The sequence below is a fragment of the Streptomyces djakartensis genome, assembly GCF_014651075.1.
In the GTDB taxonomy this organism is placed as follows: Bacteria; Actinomycetota; Actinomycetes; order Streptomycetales; family Streptomycetaceae; genus Streptomyces; species Streptomyces djakartensis.
Window position 1 is genome coordinate 338588 of record NZ_BMWE01000008.1, and the last position, 21314, is coordinate 359901.

17 protein-coding genes are annotated in these 21314 nt (G+C 73.0%); 10 read left to right on the forward strand and 7 right to left on the reverse strand.

Annotated features, from left to right (window positions below; translation table 11 throughout):
- Positions 1 to 129: 129 nt before the first annotated feature.
- A complete protein-coding gene (locus IE212_RS16655; RefSeq protein WP_190198616.1) occupies positions 130 to 1365 on the reverse strand; it encodes an LCP family protein in 1236 nt (411 codons plus the stop codon).
- Between the two features lie 395 nt (positions 1366 to 1760).
- On the reverse strand, positions 1761 to 2516 hold the full coding sequence (locus IE212_RS16660) for a TIGR03089 family protein (protein ID WP_190198617.1): 756 nt from the start codon (positions 2514 to 2516) through the stop codon (positions 1761 to 1763).
- A gap of 151 nt (positions 2517 to 2667) precedes the next feature.
- Here IE212_RS16660 and IE212_RS16665 point away from each other — a divergent pair, with 151 nt between their 5' ends.
- Both IE212_RS16665 and manB read left to right on the forward strand, forming a co-directional pair.
- Positions 2668 to 4170 (forward strand): peptidoglycan recognition protein family protein, encoded by a 1503-nt coding sequence (locus IE212_RS16665; RefSeq protein ID WP_190198618.1) that lies wholly within the window; start codon positions 2668 to 2670, stop codon positions 4168 to 4170.
- A 134-nt stretch (positions 4171 to 4304) separates the two neighbouring features.
- Positions 4305 to 5387, forward strand: coding sequence for a mannose-1-phosphate guanylyltransferase (gene manB / locus IE212_RS16670; protein WP_190198619.1), 1083 nt, complete (start codon positions 4305 to 4307; stop codon positions 5385 to 5387).
- 123 nt (positions 5388 to 5510) lie between these two features.
- Here manB and IE212_RS16675 read toward each other — a convergent pair whose 3' ends face one another.
- From IE212_RS16675 to IE212_RS16690, 4 genes are all read right to left on the reverse strand, one after another.
- Positions 5511 to 6512, reverse strand: coding sequence for a DNA-3-methyladenine glycosylase family protein (locus tag IE212_RS16675; RefSeq protein ID WP_190198620.1), 1002 nt, complete (start codon positions 6510 to 6512; stop codon positions 5511 to 5513).
- Positions 6513 to 6626: 114 nt separating this feature from the next.
- On the reverse strand, positions 6627 to 7946 hold the full coding sequence (locus IE212_RS16680) for a coenzyme F420-0:L-glutamate ligase (RefSeq protein ID WP_190198621.1): 1320 nt from the start codon (positions 7944 to 7946) through the stop codon (positions 6627 to 6629).
- Positions 7943 to 8902 (reverse strand): 2-phospho-L-lactate transferase, encoded by a 960-nt coding sequence (gene cofD / locus IE212_RS16685; protein ID WP_190198622.1) that lies wholly within the window; start codon positions 8900 to 8902, stop codon positions 7943 to 7945. Before cofD ends, IE212_RS16680 begins: the two co-directional genes overlap by 4 nt.
- Before the next feature lie 52 nt (positions 8903 to 8954).
- Complete coding sequence (locus IE212_RS16690; RefSeq protein WP_190198623.1) at positions 8955 to 9461, reverse strand: cysteine dioxygenase; 507 nt, start codon at positions 9459 to 9461, stop codon at positions 8955 to 8957.
- Between the two features lie 661 nt (positions 9462 to 10122).
- On the opposite strand from IE212_RS16690, the gene IE212_RS16695 reads away from it, so the two are divergent.
- The 3 genes from IE212_RS16695 (at position 10123) to IE212_RS16705 (ending at position 15794) form a co-directional block, all read left to right on the forward strand.
- Positions 10123 to 10386 carry a WhiB family transcriptional regulator gene (locus tag IE212_RS16695; RefSeq protein WP_003975777.1) on the forward strand — a complete coding sequence of 88 codons (264 nt, stop codon included), beginning with the start codon at positions 10123 to 10125 and terminating at the stop codon, positions 10384 to 10386.
- Between the two features lie 162 nt (positions 10387 to 10548).
- On the forward strand, positions 10549 to 14268 hold the full coding sequence (locus IE212_RS16700; RefSeq protein ID WP_190198624.1) for a glycosyltransferase: 3720 nt from the start codon (positions 10549 to 10551) through the stop codon (positions 14266 to 14268).
- Positions 14265 to 15794 carry a DUF5719 family protein gene (locus IE212_RS16705; RefSeq protein WP_190198625.1) on the forward strand — a complete coding sequence of 510 codons (1530 nt, stop codon included), beginning with the start codon at positions 14265 to 14267 and terminating at the stop codon, positions 15792 to 15794. The genes IE212_RS16700 and IE212_RS16705 overlap by 4 nt, the downstream gene beginning before the upstream one ends.
- Positions 15795 to 15841: 47 nt before the next feature.
- Here the strand turns inward: IE212_RS16705 and IE212_RS16710 are convergent, their stop codons facing one another.
- The gene (locus tag IE212_RS16710) at positions 15842 to 16300 is read right to left on the reverse strand and encodes a metallopeptidase family protein (protein ID WP_190198662.1); all 459 of its coding nucleotides are present in this window, start codon (positions 16298 to 16300) and stop codon (positions 15842 to 15844) included.
- 294 nt (positions 16301 to 16594) lie between these two features.
- On the opposite strand from IE212_RS16710, the gene IE212_RS16715 reads away from it, so the two are divergent.
- The 5 genes from IE212_RS16715 to manA all read left to right on the forward strand — a co-directional run bounded on the left by IE212_RS16715 (position 16595) and on the right by manA (position 21209).
- Positions 16595 to 17017 (forward strand): DUF3499 domain-containing protein, encoded by a 423-nt coding sequence (locus IE212_RS16715; RefSeq protein WP_030250272.1) that lies wholly within the window; start codon positions 16595 to 16597, stop codon positions 17015 to 17017.
- 101 nt (positions 17018 to 17118) lie between these two features.
- A complete protein-coding gene (locus IE212_RS16720; protein ID WP_190198626.1) occupies positions 17119 to 18483 on the forward strand; it encodes a phosphomannomutase/phosphoglucomutase in 1365 nt (454 codons plus the stop codon).
- Positions 18484 to 18553: 70 nt separating this feature from the next.
- On the forward strand, positions 18554 to 18724 hold the full coding sequence (locus tag IE212_RS16725) for a Trm112 family protein (protein ID WP_190198627.1): 171 nt from the start codon (positions 18554 to 18556) through the stop codon (positions 18722 to 18724).
- A 107-nt stretch (positions 18725 to 18831) separates the two neighbouring features.
- The gene (locus IE212_RS16730) at positions 18832 to 19959 is read left to right on the forward strand and encodes an SIS domain-containing protein (protein ID WP_190198628.1); all 1128 of its coding nucleotides are present in this window, start codon (positions 18832 to 18834) and stop codon (positions 19957 to 19959) included.
- 98 nt (positions 19960 to 20057) lie between these two features.
- Complete coding sequence (manA, locus tag IE212_RS16735) at positions 20058 to 21209, forward strand: mannose-6-phosphate isomerase, class I (protein WP_190198629.1); 1152 nt, start codon at positions 20058 to 20060, stop codon at positions 21207 to 21209.
- Positions 21210 to 21314: the final 105 nt, after the last annotated feature.

The following is a 21314-nucleotide window of genomic DNA, read 5'->3' on the forward strand; positions in this document are numbered from 1 at the left end:
ATCGCTCACACTAACCGCCCAGTTCAGCGTCGAGCGACGACGGTGACACAACGCACGTCCCTACACCCGGGCAATTCGCCCATTTCTCAGGTGAAGAGTTCATTACCCTGGAGTTCCTTGGCGTCCGCTTTACCCGCAGGTGTCCTCGGCTGCCGTGTTCCCGCGGAACGTCGGTGGAGGAGAAACGGTGACGGCGGGTCCCGCGAATGGCACCGCATACGAATCCCCGTGCGCCCCGTCCCGCGAATCGGCGGACCTCCGCGAGCCCGAGCCGTGCGGCGTGTTCCCCGCCACGACCACCGGCGTGTCCGTACGCAGCCGCTCGAACAGCCTCTCCGCCTGGGGCTCCACGAGTTGGTCGCGATTGGCGTCGTACGCGTACGACTGCCGAGGCACGGTCAGGAATTGCACTTGTTCCATGGGGATGTCGCGCAGGCCCCGCACGAGTTCGTACAAACCGCGAAGGCTCGCCAGATCCGGGTCGGTTGTGAGCGAAGATGTGGCGGCGTCCAGCACCGGATACAGCTTCACCGGATTCAGCAGTACGCCATTGCTGCGCACCTTGTTGGTGAGTGCCCCGAGGAAGCGCTGCTGACGCTCCATTCTTTCCGTGTCGCTGCCGTCGCCGAGCGACTTGCGGGCGCGGACGTAGCCCAGTGCCTGCTCGCCGTCGAGTCTCACCCGCCCGGCCGGCAGTCTCAGCTTCGCCGCCCGGTCGTCGATCGGCTCCTTCAGGCACACCTCGACGCCGTCGACCGCGTCGACCATCTCCTTGAAGCCGTGGAAGTCGACGACGACGTGGTGGTCGACGCGGATGTCGGTGAGCTTCTCGACGGTCCGGATGGTGCAGGCCGAACCGCCCAGCTGGAAGGCCTGGTTGAACATGGCGAACCTCGGGGCGCTGCGCGACCCGTCGGGGCGGCGGCAGCCCGGCAGGTTGACCATCAGGTCCCGGGGCAGGGAGACGGCGGTGGCGCTGCGCCGGCCGGCGGACAGGTGCAGCAGGATCGTGGTGTCCGACCGCTCGGTCCCGGAGTCACGCCCGTAGCGGGCGTTGTCGCCGCCCTCGCGTGAGTCCGACCCGATCAGCAGGATGTTCCGGGCGTCCTTGACCAGCGAGGTGGGCCGCTCCTTGTCGTACCGCGCCAGCTCGGCCGCGGCCGCCTCGTCGGGCGTGATGTTCCCACTGAGCTTCGCGTACATCACCCACCCGGCGCCCCCGGCCGCCACGACGAGGGTGGCGACCCCGAACGCCGTCCACCGCACCCACCGCCGCCGGCGCCGCCGCACCAGCCCCCGCCCGCTGGCCGAGGCACCCGCGCCTGCCCCCGGCCTCCGGAAGGACCCACCACTGGTGCCGGCCAAGACAGGACCCCTCCAGCCACCTCACGTAGGACGCGCCGCGCGCACTTCTCCTACGACTGTGGCGTGAATGGGGGGCGGGGGAGGGGCGGTGATGAACCGAACGGGTGACGCTACATAGCTGCGGGCAGTCGCGCCGCCCAAGCCGAGAGCAGTCGTGCCGCCCAAGCCGCGGGCAGTCGTGCCGCCCAAGCCGCGGGCAGTCGTGCCGCCCAAGCTGCGGGCAGTCGTGCCGCTGGGGCGATGGGGGTCCCCCCTGCTCGAGCGAAGCCGAGAGCTTGGGGGAGGGTGGGCGCAGCGGCACCCCGCAACGCCGGGCCGCACAACGCCCCGCCCTAGCCCCAACGCCGAGCACCCGGAAAGCCGAGCACCCGGAAAGCCGAGCACCCGGAAACGCCCTACCGGGCAACAGCCGTAACCCGCTCACTCTCCACCCGCTTGTCCAGCACCCCGCCCCCGGCGAGCTCCAGGTGCCGGCACAGCACCACAGAACCCCCCGTGGCCAACGGCCCGTACAACCCCGCGTTCAACCCCTCCCACGTGTCGTACGGAAGCCCCGACAGGATCCGCGACCCCGGCCCCGTCAGCCCCAGCCCCGTCGCCTCCGCCCGAGCCCGCTCCACGACCTCCGCGCCGCTGAACTCCCGCCCCGCCACGACCAGCGCGGGCTCCTCCGGATCCACGGGCGCGTACGGCACGAACCGGTCCCCCTGCCCCGGCACCTCCACCGCGTAGTCGACGAAGCCCTCGGGGGCCTGCGGGAACCTCCCGCCGAGGGGCCGCAGCGCCATCGCGATCCGTGGCCCGGAGCAGGCCCGTGCCGCCTCCAGCCCGTCCGGCCCGCTCACCACGACGTCGGCCGCCCGCACGTCCCCCGACACGTCCGCGACGACCCCCACCGACGAGCACGCCAGCAGCCACACCGCCGTCTGCCAGTGCGCGGGCAGCAGCAGAGCCACCCGGTCCCCGGGCTCGACGGACAGTTCGTCCTGGAGGAGATTGGCGGTCTTGGCCACCCAATTGGCGAAGGTGGCCACGGACAGTTCGACGCGTTCGCCCGTGGCGTCGTCGTAAAAGGTCACGAGCGGGCGTCCCGGATCCGCGGCGAGCGCGGAACCCAGCAGGTCGGCGGGGGTGCGATCGGTGGCGTTCACCCGCGCAAGCGTACGTGCCCCAGGGGGTCCGCACCCAACGCCCCTGCCATCGCCCCGCCGCCGGTTCGTCACCGGTTCGGCCGAACGGGGGCCGACAGCGCGTCAAGTCCCAAATAGACAGGTTTATATAACCATGTCCAAGATCAGGGGCATGCGTGGATTCCTTGCTTCTTCCATCGGTGTCACCTGTGCGGCCGCTCTGGCCCTCCCGCTCACTCCGCCCGCCGCCGCGGCGGCGGGACCGGTACCGATCGCGGAAGCCGCAACGGCAGCGAGACCCGCGCCCCGTGCGGGGACACCGGCCACGACCACCACCGACCGGCGCGCGGCCGAACCGTACGCCCCGGGCAGCACCCAGTCCCTCCCCCTCGAACCCGTCAGCCGCGATCGCGGCACCCCTCGACCCTCCGGGATCATCGAACAGGGCCTGCCCCGCCGTGCCGTACGCCCGTTCTCCCTCCTCGGGGTCGTCTGGGACGACCCCCGAGCCGAACTGCACGGCCGCGTCCAGGTCCGCACCCGCGCCGTCGGCACCGGCACCTGGTCGGGCTGGCAGAACGTCGAGACGCACACCGCCGACCACGGCGCCGACCCGGGCACCCCCGAGAGCACCACGGGCCGGGTGCGGGGCGCCACGGCACCCCTGTGGGTGGGCGAGTCCGACGGCGTGGAACTCCGGATCACCCCCGAGCCCGGCGGCCCGGAAGCCGGCCCCGGCCAGGACGGCGCGGACCCCCGCGACCTGCCCGCCCCGCCCTCGCCCCTCTCCGGACTGCGCCTCGACCTCGTCGACCCCGGAGGGGAAGCCCAGGACGCCCCGCTCTCCGGCGCCCCGGGCGAGAGCCCCCGTACCGCCGACCTGAACGCCGAAAACTCCGCCGCCACGGCCGCCACGGCGGTCACCGCCGCCGACGCCTCCGCCGTCAACTCCGGGCTCGCCTCCTTCGGCGCCACCGAGATCGGGGAACTGAGCCGCGCAGAGACCGAGCAGGAGTACTTCGCCCTCAACGCCGGCGCGCTGACGGAGCAGCAACTGCAGGCGAAGCCGTACATCGGCCCGCGCCCGCGTATCGTCACGCGCCGCGGCTGGGGCGCGAACGAGGGTCTGCGGGAGCGGAAGTTCCGCTACACCAAGAAGGTCAAGGCCGCCTTCGTGCACCACACCGCCAGCGGCAACAACTACCTCTGCTCGCAGTCCCCGTCACTCATCCGCGGTATCTACCGCTATCACGTTCAGAGCATGGGCTGGCGCGACGTCGGCTACAACTTCCTCATCGACAAGTGCGGAAAGATCTACGAGGGCCGCGCCGGGGGCGTGGCCAAGCCGGTCCTCGGCGCGCACACCCGTGGTTTCAACAGCAACAGCATGGGGATCGCCGTCCTCGGCTCGTACGGCGCCACCAAGCCCTCGTCCGCCGCGGTCAAGGCCATCGCACGCCTCACGGCTTGGAAGCTGGGCCTGCACGGGGTGAATCCACGGGGAAAGACATACCTGAAGTCCGGGGGTGGCAATCTCTACCGAAAAGGCAAGAAAGTTCGACTGAACGTGATCTCGGGACACCGGGACGGCTTCCAGACGGCGTGCCCGGGACGCAAGCTCTACGGCAAGCTCGGCTCGGCCCGCTCCCAGGCGGCCCGGTACCAGGGCCGCTGAGACGCTCGTTGACCGCCGTCGGGGGACACCGGGCGGAACGCCGCACGGCCAGCGAAGGCGCTACGGAACGGTCTGCATACACTGACCGGCCGAAAGACAGTTCGGCCGGTCCCGTCAGGAAGCAGAGACGACACGTGACAGAAGCGATCCTCCTGGTCGGCGGCAAGGGCACCCGGCTGCGCCCGCTCACGGTGCACACGCCCAAGCCCATGGTCCCGGCGGCCGGGGTGCCCTTCCTCACGCACCAACTGGCGAGAGCGAAAGCGGCGGGAGTCGAGCACATCGTCCTGGCCACGTCCTATCTGGCCGAGGTCTTCGAGCCGTACTTCGGCGACGGGTCCGCGCTCGGGCTCCACCTCGAGTACGTGACGGAGGAGGAGCCCCTGGGCACGGGCGGCGCCATCCGCAACGTGGCCTCCCGGCTGCACTCGGGCCCCGACGACCCGGTGCTGATCTTCAACGGGGACATCCTGACCGGCCTCGACATCCGGGCCCTGGTGGACACCCACGCGACGACCGGCGCCGACATCTCGCTCCACCTCACGAAGGTGACGGACCCCCGGGCCTACGGCCTGGTCCCCACGGACGACACGGGCCGGGTCCTGGCGTTCCTGGAGAAGCCGCAGACGCCGGAGGAGATCGTCACCGACCAGATCAACGCGGGGGCGTACGTCTTCCGCCGCTCGGTCATCGACACGATCCCGCTGGGCCGCCCGGTCTCGGTGGAGCGGGAGACCTTCCCCGACCTGCTGTCCGCCGGGGCGCACCTGCAGGGCATGGTCGACTCGACGTACTGGCTGGACCTGGGAACCCCGGCGGCCTTCGTCCGGGGCTCGGCGGACCTGGTCCTCGGCCGGGCCCCGTCCCCCGCGGTCCCCGGCCGCTGCGGCGACCGCCTGGTCCTCCCGACGGCGACGGTCGCGGCCGACGCGAAGCTCTCGGGCGGCACGGTGGTGGGGGAGGGCGCCTTCGTCGCCGAGGGCGCCCGCGTGTTCGGGAGCACGATCCTGGCCGGCGCGGTGATCGAACCCGGCGCGGTCATCACCGACTCCCTCATAGGCTCCCGAGCCCGCGTCGGCGAACGCTCGGTCCTCACGGGCACGGTCATAGGCGACGGCGCGACAGTCGGCCCCGACAACGAACTCCTCCAGGGCACCCGCATCTGGTGCGACGCCCAAATCCCCGCAGGAGCAGTCCGCTTCTCGTCCGACCAATAGCCGCTTGGCTGCGGGCGATCGTGCCGCCAAGGGCGGCAGGGTGGGCGCAGCGGCAGCCCGCCACGCCGGGCTGCGCACCCCCGCCTCCAGCACCGATGCCGAGCCCCGGATACGGGCAGCTCCTCACAGCTGCCCGATATCCCACCGCGGCATCTTCGGCGCCCGCCGCCCCGGCACCCTCCCACTCAGCAGAATCAACCGAGCGGCCCGATGCCGCTGCCCCGCATACGGCTCAAGCAACTCCAGCATCACGGAGTCATCCGCATCCCGGTCCCCGCCCAGCGCCCACCCCACGATCCCCGGCAGATGCAGATCCCCCACGGTCACCTCGTCCGCCGCCCCGTGACTGCGCTGCACGGTCTCCGCCGACGTCCACGGCCCGATCCCCGGCACGACCTCCAGCCGCGCCCGAGCGGCCCCCGGCTCCATCCGGACCGCCTCCTCCAACCGCCCGGCCACCCGGACCGCACGCAGGATCGTCGACGCCCGCTTGTTGTCGACCCCGGCCCGATGCCACTCCCACGACGGGATCAACGCCCACGTCCGAGGCGCCGGCATCACACACATCCGCGCGGGCGCGGGCCCCGGCGCCGGCTCCCCGAACTTCCGCACCAGCAGCCGCCACGCCCGGTACGCCTCATCGGTCGTGACCTTCTGTTCCAGGATCGACGGGATCAGCGACTCCAGCACCAGCCCGGTCCGCGTCAGCCTGAGCCCCGGCCGCCGATGCCGGGTCAGCGCGACCAGCCGGTGCCGCGGCACGAAAGCGGACGGATCATCGGCGGCCCCGAGCAGCTCCGGCAACTGCTCCAGCAGCCACTCGGCCCCTGGCCCCCAGGCCTCCCCGCGCACCCCACCGCCGTACGCGCTGACCCGCAGCGTCCCGGGTCCGGCGGGCGTACGACAGGCCCGCCACACCGACCCGTCCGGCATCGCGCGGAACGTGGGGTCCCCCGGTCCGCGCCGCAGCGGCCCCAGCACCAGCCCGAGATCCAGCGGCCCGTCCGGCACCCAGTCCCGCACCCGCCCGGGCCCGACGGACTGCCGCGGCACACCCCCGGACACGCCGACTTCCCCACCGCGCACCGTGGTGCGCGTGGGCCGGGGAGCGAACCGTCCTGCCATGAGAGAAGTCCCTGGGATCCGATGCGGCGCTTGCTACGAGCGGGAGCAGCCCTGCGGGCGGAGCAGCCCTGCGGGCGGAGCAGCCCTATGAGCGTAGGCCCCGCCCCGCGCCTGTCACCGCACCTCGATGAAAGCCCCCGCGTCCCGCTCCGGCCGCGGCCGGGGCTCCTCCGCCGGATGTCCGACCGCCACCGCACCCATCGGGTCCCAGTCCGCGGGCAGTTCCAGCACCTCGCGCACCACGTCCCGGCAGAACATCGTCGATGACACCCACGCCGACCCGAGCCGCTCCCCGGCCAGCGCGACCAGGAAGTTCTGCACGCCGGCGCCCGTGGCGACCACGAACATCTCCCGCTCCGCCCCGTCGCGCCGGGTGTCGCCGTACGTGTGCGAGCCGTCCATGACCAGGCAGGGGACGACGAGACAGGGCGCGTTCCGCAGCACGTCCCCGCGCCGCACCCGCTTGGCGATGGACTCCTCCGTCCTGCCGTCCCGCCGCAGGTCCGCGATCCACGCGTCCCGCATGGCGTCGAGCAGCCGCGTCCGCGACTCCTCGGACTCCAGCAGCACGAAGCGCCACGGGGTGGTGTGGTGCGGCGCGGGCGCGGTCACCGCCGCGGCCACCGCCCGTCGTACCGCTCCGGGGTCGACGGGCTCGTCCGTGAAGGCCCGCACCGTACGCCGCTGGGTCACCGCCAGCCGTACCGCCTCCGAGGTGCCGAGCCGGAACATGTCGTCGCGCGCCCCGCGCAGCATGGCCCGTGCCCCATCTGCGTCGCCGCCGTCCACGACGACGTGCGGCAGTCCGCGCACCACGGCGACCGGCAGCCCGGCCGCCTTGCCCTTGACCAGGTCGCCGGCGGCGGCGAGTTCGTCGGCGGTGGCGACGACGGTGGCGCTGAGGGGATTGCCGTACGCGTCCGTGCCCCCGCGCAGATCGTCCAGCACGCGCACCCCGGAGGCGCCGATCGCGACGTCCGTGAGCCCCGCGCGCCAGGGTCGTCCGAACGTGTCGGTGACGACCACCCCGACGTCGACGCCGAGGGCGTCCCGGATCCCCTCGCGGATCGAGCGCGCGGAGGCGTCCGGGTCCTCGGGCAGCAACAGCACGGTGCCGGAAGGGGTGTTGGAGGCATCGACCCCGGCCGCGGCCATGACGAGGCCCTGCCGGTTCTCGACGATCCGGAGGCTGCCGCGCCGGGCCACCACCCGCACGGTCTCCGTGTCGATCGCCGCCTCCCGGTCGGCCGCCTGGACGATCCGGCCCTCCGCCTTGGACACGATCTTCGAGGTGACGAGCAGCACGTCACCGTCGGCGAGACCGGGCTCGGCGGCCGCGATCAGCTTGGCCAGGTCGTCCCCGGCCGTGACCTCCGGTATGCCCCCGAGGGCCCACACCCGGTAGCCGCCGTCGCCCTGCTCCTCGCCGCTCATGCCCCGCGCACCTCCTCCGCGAGGGCCAGCGCCTCCCGGGCCATCCGCGCGGTCGCGTCGGCGTCGGTCATCATCAGGGGCACGGCCCGGCAGCGGATCCCGGCGGCTTCCACCCGCTCCACCGCGCCCGCGTCCACCGTGTCGACCAGCCAGCCGTCCAGCAGTCCCGAGCCGTAGTGCTCGGCCACCGCCGGTGCCGTCGACTCGACGCCCACGGCGGCCAGCACCTTGTCGGCCATGCCCCGCACGGGCGCGTCGCCGACGATGGGGGACAGGCCGATCACCGGCACCCCGGCGTCGGCGATCGCCTCCCGGATGCCCGGCACGGCCAGGATCGTCCCGATCGACACGACCGGGTTGGACGGCGGGAAGAGGATCACGTCCGCCTCGGCGATCGCCTCCAGGACGCCCGGCGCGGGCTTCGCCTGGTCGGCGCCGACCGGCACGATCGCCTCCGCGGGCACCGAGGCGCGCAGCCGCACCCAGTACTCCTGGAAGTGGACCGCCTTGCGTTCACCGTCGACCTCGACGGCCACATGGGTCTCCACACGGTCGTCGGACATCGGGATCAGCCGCACGCCCGGCTTCCAGCGGTCGCACAGGGCCTCCGTCACCGCGCTCAGCGGGTATCCGGCGCCGATCATCTGGGTCCGCACTATGTGCGTGGCGAAGTCCCGGTCGCCGAGGCCGAACCACTCGGGCCCGACGCCGTACGCCGCGAGTTCCTCCTTGAGGTGGAAGGTCTCGTCGGCGCGTCCCCAGCCCTGCTCCTCGTTGATGCCGCCGCCGAGCGTGTACATCACCGTGTCGAGGTCCGGGCAGACCTTCAGCCCGAAGAGGTGGATGTCGTCCCCGGTGTTGCCGATGACCGTGATGTCCGCGTCCGGCACGGCCCGCTTCAGACCACGCAGGAACCGGGCACCACCGATGCCGCCTGCCAGAACCACAATGCGCATGGGAGCCAGTCTTGCAGGCCGCCACGACAACCGGTCAGCGGCTGCGGGAACGTCAGGCGGTCATGACCCCCGGCGCGCTCCGGGCCTCGCAGTGCTGCGCCGTGTGCATGGGCATCTCGGTCAGACCCGGGTAGTAGACGTGCAAACTCACCGCGGGCCCCAGTGCATCGTTCACCACCTCGTGCACGTACCCCGGCGCGAAAACCCGCTGCGCGCCCGTCCGCAACGCGCGCGTGCCCCGCTCCGTGCGCTCGGTCAGTGTGCCGTCCAGCACGGTCAGCACACCGGAGGAGCGGCCGTGGTCGTGCAGCCCGCTGCCCTGGCCGGGCACCCAGGACAGCAGCCACACCTCGTAGCCCGGCCCGGTGCGCAGCCGGTGGTACCAGCGGCTGGCCGCGTCGTACCGGACGAGGTGCTCCCACTGGGCGCGGTCGGCGGCGATGGAGCGCGCGAGGCCGGCGAACTCGGCGACGGTTGCCGGGTGCTCGCGCGGGGCCTGGAGGAGGTGGGGGACTTCGAGGATGTCGCCGGCGATCTGGAGGTCGCTGTCGCTGTTCATGGGTGCGGTGGTTCCTCAGTGAAAGAAGGTCAGAGGGAACGAGAGCCGGGGGCGGGTGTCCCGGCCTTCAGCTGGAGCAGGTGTGGCTCAACAGCTGGAACAGCGACAGCTACAGCGAGCGCGGGCAGCACCGTGGGACCCGGCGGGGCGGGTCGAGGTGAGTGCCGAGTTCGCGAGCATGCCCACTAGGACACCGGTTCACACCTCCCCTGTCAACTCGGCACCCGGTATCTGGGATGTGGTTCACCTCATCCGGTTCATCGCTCAGATGAAAGGTTTGTTCATGGCGTCTCCGGGACACATGGCGTCCATCCAGGTGCGTCAAACGCCGTTGCGGACTCGTGATCCGACTGTGATCCGGTTCGCTTCGGCGTGCGTGTCGGAACGAGATCGAACCTCTGGGCGTCCTTCCCTGTACAGGTCCGCGAGGGGTCCGGCGGACGATGTGAGCCCTCGCGGGCTCCGTCGGTGTGTCGGGTTTTAAGGTGATTTGAACACTTTCCGCGTGGGCTTGGTTCCGCAGAGTGAATAAGGGGCTCAATAGCAGATCTCAGCTTGACTCGCCCGGAGCAGCACACTTGTAATTTCACTCGTGTCGTTCAGCCGGAATCGGTAACGGCTACATCACGGGGACGCGGAAAAGAACAGACGAGGGGCGCACATGACCGAGCTGGTGCAGCAACTGCTGGTCGACGACGCGGATGAGGAGCTCGGCTGGCAGGAGCGCGCGCTGTGCGCCCAGACCGACCCCGAGTCCTTCTTCCCCGAGAAGGGCGGCTCGACCCGGGAGGCCAAGAAGGTCTGCCTCGCCTGTGAGGTCCGCTCCGAGTGCCTCGAGTACGCCCTCGCCAACGACGAGCGTTTCGGCATCTGGGGCGGCCTGTCCGAGCGGGAGCGCCGCCGGCTGAAGAAGGCCGCTGTCTGACCGGCCCGGTTCTTCGTGAACGGCCCGTCGTCCGTGGGTTATCCACAGGCGGCGGGCCCCTTTGTTGCGCAGCCGATAGTGTGGTCGCTCGTCCGAGACGCCCCGCAGCCCCACCGGTCGCAGGCGTCCCCCACAGTCCACCGAACCGGGGCCCGTACCTCGATGTCCGTGCACAGCCACCCGGCAGCTCCCCACGACACCGCTGCCACCGCCGCGTTCGACCCAGCCCGCCCTCCCGAGTTCCCGCGCCATGTGGTGACCGCGGTCCTCGTCTCCCATGACGGCGCCCGCTGGCTGCCCGACGCGCTCGCCGGGCTGCTCGGCCAGGAGCGCCCCGTCCAGTACGCGATGGGCGCCGACACCGGCAGCGCGGACGACTCCGCCCAGCTGGTCACCGACGCCCTCGGCGCCGACCGCGTGCTGCACCTGGCCCGCCGTACCGGCTTCGGCCAGGCCGTCGAGGAGTGCGGCCGCACCGCCCCGGTCCTCACCCCCGAGCAACTGCCTTACCTGAAACGGCCCAGCGGCTGGGACCCGGTGACACGCTCGTGGCGCGACGACGCCTACGACATGCCCGAGCTCCCGCACGGCGAGCCGGTCCAGTGGCTGTGGCTGCTGCACGACGACTGCGCCCCGGAACCTGACGCCCTGGCCCAGCTGCTGCGGGTCGTGGACAACGAGTACGAGCTGGGCCGCGAGGACGTGGCCGTGGTGGGCCCCAAACTCCGCGGCTGGTACGACCGGCGGCAGCTGCTGGAGGTCGGCGTCTCCATCGCCAACTCCGGCCGCCGCTGGACCGGCCTGGACCGCCGCGAGCAGGACCAGGGCCAGCACGACCACGTCCAGACCGTGCTGTCGGTGTCCACCGCCGGCATGCTGATCCGCCGCGACGTCTTCGAACAGCTCGGCGGTTTCGACCGGCACCTGCCCCTCATGCGCGACGACGTCGACCTGTGCTGGCGCGCCCACGCGGCGGGCTACCGCGTCCTGGTCGCCCCCGAGGCGGTCGTCCGGCACGCCGAGGCGTCCTCCCGCGAGCGCCGCACCGTCGACTGCGTGGGCCGCACCGCGGCCTCCCCGCACAAGGTCGACAAGGCCGGAGCCGTCTACACCCTCCTCGTCAACACACGTACGGCCGCACTGCCCTGGGTGCTGCTGCGGATCGTGTTCGGCACCCTGCTGCGGACCCTCGCCTACCTGCTCGGCAAGGTCCCCGGTCAGGCCGTCGACGAGATCCGCGGCCTGATGGGCACGCTGCTCAGGCCCGAACGGATCCTCGCCGGGCGGCGCGGCAGAGGCGCGCCCCAGATCGACAAGGGCGAGCTGCGGGCGCTGTTCCCGCCGCCCGGCGCGACCGTCCGCGCCACCGTCGAGCAGGTCGCGGGCAACCTCGTCGGCCGCTCCGACCCCGAGACCGCCGTCGGCGCCGGACGGCACGGCGGCGCCGTCGAGTCGGGCCCCGGCGGCGACGACGCGGACTTCCTCGAGGTCGAGCAGTTCGCCCGGCTCAAGCGCGTCGCGCGCAAGCCCGGCCCGGTGCTCTTCCTGGTGCTGCTGCTCGTCTCCCTGGTCGCCTGCCGCGAACTCCTCGGCGGCGGGGCGCTGGCGGGCGGCGCCCTGCTGCCCGCCCCGGCCGACTCCGCCGACCTGTGGGCGCGCTACCTGGACGCCTGGCACCCGGTCGGCCCCGGCGGCACCTCCGCCGCGCCGCCGTACCTCGCGCTGGTGGCGACGCTGGCGTCCCTGCTCTTCGGCTCCACCGGCCTGGCCGTGTCGGTCCTGCTCGTCTGCTCGGTGCCGCTGGCCGGTGTCACCGCGTACTTCGCCTCCCGGCCGCTGGTCCAGTCCCGGCTGCTGCGCGCCTGGGCGGCCGTCGCCTACGCCTTCCTCCCCGCCGCCACCGGCGCCCTCGCCGGCGGCCGGATCGGCACCGCCGTCCTGGCCGTGCTGCTGCCGCTCGTCGCCCGCGCGGGCATCGCGGCCGGTGGCCTGGCCAACCGCGAGGGGACGCGCGGCAGTTGGCGCGCCACGTGGGCGTACGCCCTGCTGCTGACCATCACCACCGCGTTCACCCCGGTCGTCTGGCCCATCGCCCTGCTCCTCGGCGTGGGGCTGCTGGTGCTGCACCGGTCGGACATCCCGGCGTACGGACTGCGGTTCCTCGCCCAGCTCGGCACGCCCCTGCTGGTCCTCGCGCCCTGGTCGCTCTCCCTGCTCCCGTTCGGCTTCTTCCAGGAGGCGGGTCTGCGGTACGGCCCCTCGGCCGCATCCGCCCTCGACCTGCTCGGCGCCAGCCCCGGGGGCCCCGGCACCGTCAGCGGCCTCATGCTGAGCGGCATCGTGCTGGCCGCGCTCGCCGCCCTGCTGCGCTCGGAACGCCGGCGGGGCATCTGGACGGCCTGGGCGGTCGCCCTGACCGGCTTCGTCTTCGCCGTCCTGGCCAACAGCTCCACCTGGGCCGGACCCGCCACCCTCGTCTACGGCATCGGCCTCCTCGCGGCCGCCGTGCTCGGCGCCGACGGGGCGCGCTCGCGCGTGGCCGAGCAGAGCTTCGGCTGGCGCCAGCCGGTCGCCGCGCTGATCGCCTTCGCCTCGGCCGCCGGCCCGCTGCTCGTCGCCGCGGGCTGGATGATCCGCGGCGCCGACGGCCCTCTGGAGCGGCGCGACACGACGCAGGTGCCCGCGTTCGTCGCCGAGGAGAGCGGCACCCGCGACCAGGCCCGCACCCTGGTCCTCGACAGCGACTCCGCGTCCCACGTCGGATACATGCTGGTCCGCGGCTCCGGCGCCCGCCTCGGCGACGGCGAGATCGCCGCGGCCGATGGTGAGAACGGCAAGCTCGACAAGGTCGTCGCCAACCTCGTCGCCGGCTCCGGCGCCGACCAGGCCGGCCAGCTCGGCGGCTTCGCCGTGCGCTACGTCCTTGTCCACCGGGGCGCGCCCCGCGAGGTCACCCGCGTCCTCGACGCCACGCCCGGCCTGACCCGGCTCAGCCAGCAGGCCGGCGGAGCGCTGTGGCGGATCGACCGGGAGGTGGCGCGCGCCACCATCGTCCCCGGCTCCGGCTCCGGCACCCCGCAGCCGGTCGCCGCCGGGCCGGTCGACATCCACACCACGATCCCGGCCGGCGCGGACGGACGGGTGCTGCGCCTGGCCGACTCCGCCGCGGACGGCTGGACGGCCACGCTCGACGGCAAGCCGCTGACCCGCACCACGGTCGACGGCTGGGCGCAGGGCTTCCGGCTCCCCGCCGGTGGCGGCAAGCTGGACGTCACCTACGACGACCCGGTCGGCCACACCCTGTGGCTGTGGGCGCAGGGCCTGCTCTGCGTCGTCCTCGTGGTGCTCGCGCTGCCCGGCCGGCGTCGCGACATCGACGACGACCTGCCCGAGGAGCCGGCCGTCCCCGCCCAGGCGGTCGCAGGCGAGGGCCGCCGCGCCCGCCGCCTGCGCGCCCAGGCGGAGGCCGAAGGGACCACCCGGCCCGAGGAGTTCCCCGCCGCGCCGGCGCAGCCTGAACAGCCACCCGTCCAGGTCCCGCAGCAGCAGAGCCACGGCCAGTGGGACGCGGCGGGCCACCCGGACGGCGGCGAGTACGCGGGCCATGGCGACCAGTACCAGGGCGCCCAGTACCCGGCGGACGCGTACGGCGGGCAGTACCAGGCGGATCCGTACCAGGGCGGCCAGTACGACCCGTACGCCTACGGCGGCCCGCCCCAGCAGCCGTCGTACGACCAGACGGGCTACGACCAGACCGGCTACGACCAGGCGGGCTACGACCAGACCTACGCCCAGGGCTACGGCACGCCGTACGACCCGGCGCGGCAGGAGCACCACCCCCACGGCACGGGCAGTGAGCGTCCCGACGGGAGCCAGCAGTGAATCGCACGACCCTGTCCCTGATCGCCGGTGCGACCGCGCTCGCCGCCGTCACCGGATTCGCGGCCCTGTCCGCCCCGGACGCACCGGGCACGAACGCCTCCGCCGGGGCGGCCGCCCAACTGCCCGTGGAGCGCACGAGCCTGCTGTGCCCCGCGCCCAGCATGTCCGACCTCGCCGAGACCTCCTACACCTCCTTCACGCCCGTGACCAAGGGCACGGAAGGCGGCGGCAAGGCCGAACTCCAGGCGGCGCCGGTGGAGTCGGCGGACGGCTCGGGCGCGGGCGGCGACCAGGGCGGGAAGGGCGACGGCAAGTCCGCGGAGCGGAAGGCCGAGAAGCCCGTGCTGACGCCCGAGGAGCCCGGCAAGCCGGTCACCGCGGAAAGTTCGGGAGCCGACACGCCCGCGCTCGTCGGGACCGCGGACGGCAGGTTCGCGCCCGGCTGGACCGTCCAGCAGACGACGGAGGTCGCCGCGGGGACCGGGCGCGGCCTCCAGGGCGTCAACTGCACGGCCCCGGACACGAGTTTCTGGTTCCCCGGCGCCAGCACGGCATCCGGCCGCACCGACTACGTCCACCTGACGAACCCCGACGACTCGGCCGCCGTGGCCGACATCGAGCTCTACGGCAAGGACGGTGCCCTCCAGTCCACGGTGGCGGAGGGGATCACCGTCAAGCCGCACTCCAGCGAGCCGGTCCTGCTGTCCACCCTCAGCGACGAGCGGCAGACCGACGTCACGGTGCACGTCAACGTCCGCAGCGGGCGCGTCGGCGCCGCCGTGCAGGCACTGGACGACAAGCTCGGCGGCGACTGGCTGGCCGCCTCCGCGGACCCGTCGGGCAGCCTGGTCCTGCCCGGCATCCCCAAGGACGCCACCTCCGTGCGTCTGGTCGCCTTCACCCCCGGCGACGACGACGCCGATCTGAAGGTGCGCCTCGCCTCCCCCTCCGGGCTGATCACGCCGGCCGGGCACGAGACGGTGCACGTCAAGGGCGGTATGACCACGGCCGTCGACCTGGGCGACGTGACCCGCGGCGAGGCGGGCTCACTGCTGCTGACGCCGACGGACCGGTCCGTGCCGGTCGTGGCGGCCCTGCGGGTCGTACGCGGCAAGGGCGACAACCAGGAGACGGCGTTCATCCCGGCCGCCCGCCCGGTCGGCACGCGCGCGACGTCCGCCGACAACAGCGCCAAGGGCAGCACCCTGTCCCTGACCGCCCCCACCGAGGCCGCCACGGTCGAGGTCACCGCCTCGGCGGGCAGCGAGGGCGGCGCGCCGGTGTCCAAGACGTACACGATCAAGGCCGGCACGACCCAGGACATCGAGCCCCCGGTCCCCAGCGGCCTGAAGGGCGCCTACGCGCTCACGGTCGAGCCCAGGTCCGGCGGCCCCGTCTACGGCGCCCGCACCCTGGCCGCGACCGAGGACGGCGTCCCCGGCTTCACGGTGCAGACCCTTCCGGACGACCGGGGGACCGTCGCGGTGCCGGAGGCGGACGAGGACCTGTCGGTGCTCCAGAAGTAGCCTGCCGGTGCTCCGAAAGCAGGTCGGGCGACCTGTTTCGGCCGGTCTCAGCCCGGGTCCTCGCCGTACCGCGGATCCACCGTCTCCGGCGTCAGCCCGAGCAGCTCGGCCACCTGCTCGACCACGACCTCGTGCACCAGGGCCGCCCGCTCGTCGCGGCCCTTGGTGCGGATCTCGACCGGCCGCCGGTAGATCACCACACGCGCGGGGCGCCCGTCGCGGGCACTGATCGTGCCGCCGAGCGGCACCGCCTCGTCGTTCCAGGCCTGGCCGGGCCCGTCGAGCCGCGGCACCTCCAGGACCAGGAAATCGATTTCTGCGAGCTGCGGCCACCGCCGCTCCAGTCGCTCCACGGAGTCCTGCACCAGATCCGCGAACGCCTCCGCGCGGCTCGCGGCGAGCGGCACCTGCGGTGGTGCGATCGGACCACGCATGCCCCGGCCGTGGCGATCACGGCGGCGGGGCCCGCGGGCGGCGTCAGCAGCGGGCGTCACGGGCTTGTCCATCACTGGTGAAGGGTAGTCCCAGCGGCGCCCGTGCGCCCGGCATCGCACGGCGCCACGAGCGGCTTCCGGCCGACCGGCACGGCATGTCGTTACATGACCATTCCGGCCAAGGTTAGGCGCGATTCCGTATCCCTACGAGACCGGCAATCTCGCGGTAATTGAGGGTTTTGTGGCGATCCTTGACCGCTTGTGGGCTCGTTCGACACGCCGCCCGACGCTGTTCGAGCAGGTCAACCGGGCGGGCCTGACGGGGCGTGTGGGACGTTTCACAACGCGACACGGTGGAGTGACCTGGTGGAGAGTCGTCGCGGCCCGCTCAAGAGTGCGGTACCGTCCATCGACGTGAGCCCTGTACGTCGCTGTTCGCGCACCGCTTGCGGCCGTCCCGCCGTCGCGACGCTGACGTACGTCTACGCCGACTCGACCGCGGTCCTCGGCCCGCTCGCCACCTACGCCGAACCCCACTGCTATGACCTGTGCGCCGAGCACTCCGAACGCCTCACCGCCCCGCGTGGCTGGGAGGTCGTCCGGCTCCTCGACGGCTCCGCTCCGGCGCGCCCCAGCGGCGACGACCTGGAAGCGCTTGCGAACGCCGTGCGCGAGGCGGCCCGTCCCCAGGAGCGGGCGGCCGGGGCCGGCGGGGGCGGGCGAGCGGCCGACCCGATGGAGGTCGCGCGGCGAGGGCATCTGCGCGTCCTCAGGTCGCCCGACAACTGATCACACCCCCCTGACCAGCCACGGGGAGCGGCACTCACTCCTGCTCATCGATCAGGAACGGTAGTTTGGGCCGACCGACACATTTTCCAGGAAGGCTGGCCGTGGCTGCTGATCTGTCGCAGGTCGTGAAGGCGTACGACGTACGCGGGGTCGTCCCCGACCAGTGGGACGAGTCCCTGGCAGAGCTCTTCGGAGCGGCGTTCGTACGGGTCACCGGCGCGAGCGCCATCGCGACCGGGCACGACATGCGGCCCTCCTCGCCCGGCCTGTCCCGCGCCTTCGCGCGCGGCGCCGCCGCGCTGGGCGCCGACGTCACCGAGATCGGCCTCTGCTCGACGGACCAGCTGTACTACGCCTCGGGCGCGCTGAACCTGCCGGGCGCCATGTTCACCGCCTCCCACAACCCGGCCCGGTACAACGGCATCAAGATGTGCCGCACGGGCGCCGCCCCGGTCGGCCAGGACACCGGCCTCGCCGAGATCCGCGAACTGGTCGAGCGCTGGAGCGAGTCGGGCGCCCCCGAACCCGCCGCGAAGGCAGGCACGATCACCGGCCGCGACACGCTGCCGGACTACGCCGCCCACCTGCGCTCCCTGGTCGACCTGACCTCCATCCGCCCCCTGAAGGTCGTCGTCGACGCCGGCAACGGCATGGGGGGCCACACGGTCCCCGAGGTCTTCGCCGGCCTGCCGCTGACCCTGGTCCCGATGTACTTCGAACTCGACGGCACCTTCCCCAACCACGAGGCCAACCCCCTCGACCCCGCCAACCTGGTCGACCTCCAGAAGCGGGTCCGCGAGGAGGGCGCCGACCTCGGCCTCGCCTTCGACGGCGACGCCGACCGCTGCTTCGTGGTGGACGAGCACGGCGAACCGGTCTCCCCGTCCGCGATCACCGCCCTGGTCGCCTCCCGCGAACTGGCCAGGCACGGCGGCAAGGGCGCCGTCATCCACAACCTGATCACGTCCCGGTCCGTCGCCGAGGTCGTCCGGGAGAACGGCGGCACACCGGTCCGCACCCGCGTGGGCCACTCCTTCATCAAGGCCGAGATGGCCCGCACCGGCGCGATCTTCGGCGGCGAGCACTCCGCGCACTACTACTTCCGCGACTTCTGGAACGCCGACACGGGCATGCTGGCCGCCCTCCACGTCCTCGCCGCACTCGGAGGACAGCAGACCCCCCTGTCCTCCCTGGTGGCCGAGTACGACCGCTACACCGGCTCCGGCGAGATCAACTCCACGGTCGCCGACCAGACGGCCCGCCTCGACGCCGTCCGCTCCGCCTACGAGGGCCGTGAGGGCATCGCCCTGGACGACCTCGACGGCCTCACGGTCTCCGCCGCCGACTGGTGGTTCAACGTCCGCCCGTCCAACACGGAGCCGCTGCTGCGGCTGAACGCGGAGGCGAGGGACCCGCAGACCATGGCGCGCGTGCGGGACGAGGTGCTGGGCATCATCAGGGGCTGAGGCGCCGTTCCCACCGGCGGTAACCTGACCAGGCACAACCCCAAGCGCCCGCACCTCGGAGGAACCCCCTATGCCCCTCGAATCCGGCCTCCTCGAGATCCTCGCCTGCCCGGCCTGCCACGCCCCCCTCAGGGAGCAGGACAGCGAGCTGATCTGCACCGACGCGAACTGCGGTCTGGCCTACCCCGTCCGCGACGGCATCCCCGTCCTCCTCGTCGACGAGGCCCGCCGCCCCGCCTGACCGGCGGCACCCTCGCCACCCCGGGTGCACATACGTCCCCGGCCCAACGGGCACCGACGTAGGACGACACCCGCACAACGGACCCCGGCGACCGGAGGCTGCCGCTCATGCTCGACGAATCGCTGCTCGACTCCCCGGAGGGCCTCGCCGAGGCCGACCATCGCGGCCTGCTCCGCGGCGCCGCCGAAGCCGGCGCCCGCGTCCGCACGGCCGCGCGGCACTCCAACGAGGCGGGCGTCAACGACCTCAAGCCCGACGGCCGCCCCCGCGCCGTCCTCATCGCCGGTCCGGGCGCCGCCGCAACCCACGCCGCCGACCTCCTCGGCACCCTCGCCGGCGCCGGCAGCCCGGTCACACGGCTGGCACCCACCGGCGTCGCGCCCGCCGCGGGAGCCCTGCGCTGGGAACTTCCCGGCTGGGTCGGCTCCGTCGACCTCCTCCTGATCACCACCCCGGACGGCACCGAACCGGGCCTGTCCCTCCTCGCCGAACAGGCCTACCGCCGCGGCTGCGCCGTCGTCGCCGTGGCCCCCGGCCGCTCCCCGCTCGCCGAGGCGGTCAACGGCTCGCACGGCATGTTCGTGCCCATGGCGACCGCGCCGTACGACCAGGACGAGCCCCTCGCCGCGTCCGCCCCCGGCGTCCTGTGGGCGCTGCTCACCCCGCTCCTCGCCCTCCTGGACCGCACGGGCGTGCTCGCCGCCCCGCCGGACGCCCTCGGCCGGGTCGCCGACCGCCTCGACCGTGTCGCCGAACGCTGCGGGCCCGCCATCGCCACCTACAGCAACCCGGCGAAGACCCTCGCCGCCGAACTCGCCGACGCGCTTCCCATCGTCTGGACGGAAGGCACCTCGGCCGGCCCCGCGGGCCGCCGTTTCGCCGCCGCGCTCGCCGAACTGTCCGGCACCCCCGCGGTCGTCGCCGAACTCCCCGAGGCCCTCGCCGCCCACAGCGCCCTGCTCGCCGGCCCGCTCGCCGCCAGCGCGGACCCCGACGACTTCTTCCGCGACCGCGTCGAGGAACCACCCGCCCTGCACGCGCGCGTGGTGCTCCTGCGCGACCGCCCCATCGGCGGCCTCACCGCCGCCCCCGGCGCCCGCGATCTGGCACTCAGCCACGACACACCGATCAGCGAACTGGAACCCGAGGCGGGCGGCGAACTGGAGACCCTCGCGGAACTGATCGCCATCACGGATTTCGCTGCGGTTTACCTGGCGCTCGCCTCGAGGGCGTGATCATGCCGGGGACACCCTGACGCCCGACCGCGGAGCAACCCGCACGCCGAGCCCGGTGCGCCAACGCCGTACGCACAGAACAACGCGGAGAGATCCCCATGGACCGCCTCGACAACACCATCCGCCCCTACGCCTGGGGTTCCACCACCGCCATCCCGCACCTGCTCGGCACCGAACCGACCGGTGAACCACAGGCGGAGATGTGGATGGGCGCCCACCCGGGCGCACCCTCACGCACCGACCGGGGCACGCTCGTCGAGGTCATCGACGCCGACCCCGAGAAGGAACTCGGACCGGCCGCCGTCGCCAGGTTCGGCCCCCGCCTGCCCTTCCTCCTCAAGATCCTCGCCGCCGGGGCGCCGCTCTCCCTCCAGGTCCACCCCGACCTGGAACAGGCCAAGGAGGGCTACGCCGACGAGGAACGCAAGGGGATCCCCGTGGACGCCCCGCACCGCAACTACAAGGACGCCAACCACAAGCCCGAACTGATCTGCGCTCTCACCGAGTTCGACGGTCTGTGCGGCTTCCGCGACCCGCTGGAGGCCGCCGGCCTGCTCGACGACCTCGGCGTCGACTCCCTCAAGCCGTACGTCGACCTGCTGCACGCCCACCCCGAGGAAGCGGCCCTGCGCGAGGTCCTCACGGCGATCCTCACCGCCGACCCCGAGGAGATGTCCCGGACGGTCGCGGAAGCGGCGGCCGCCTGCACCCGGCTCGGCGGCTCCTACACCCCCTACGCCGGCATCGCCCACCACTACCCGGGCGACCCCGGCGTCATCGCCGCGATGCTGCTGAACCACGTCCGGCTGCAGCCCGGCGAGGCCCTCTACCTCGGCGCCGGCGTCCCGCACGCCTACCTCGACGGCCTCGGCGTCGAGATCATGGCCAACTCCGACAACGTCCTGCGCTGCGGCCTCACCCCCAAGCACGTCGACGTCCCCGAACTCCTGCGCGTCGTCCGCTTCCGGCCGAGCGACCCCGGTGTCCTGCGACCGGAGGCCTCCCCGGACGGCGAGGAGCTCTACGAGACCCCGATCGACGAGTTCCGCCTGTCCCGCCACGTCCTCCCCGAGGCCGGCACCGTACGCGACCTCACGCGGGCGACACCGCAGATCCTGCTCTGCACGGCCGGCTCCGTCCGGGCCGGCGAGCACGACCTGACCCCGGGCCGTTCCGTCTTCGTCCCGGCCGGCGAAAAGGCCGAAGTGTCCGGAACCGGCACGCTTTTCCGAGCCACGGTCATCGCCTGACCGTTTCGATCGCCCCTGTGCCGGTGACCTGAAACACCGCAGCCGGAACGGGCTGCAACAATGGCCCACCGTCAAGCACGGGCAAAGCCACGGGCGTCGCACCAA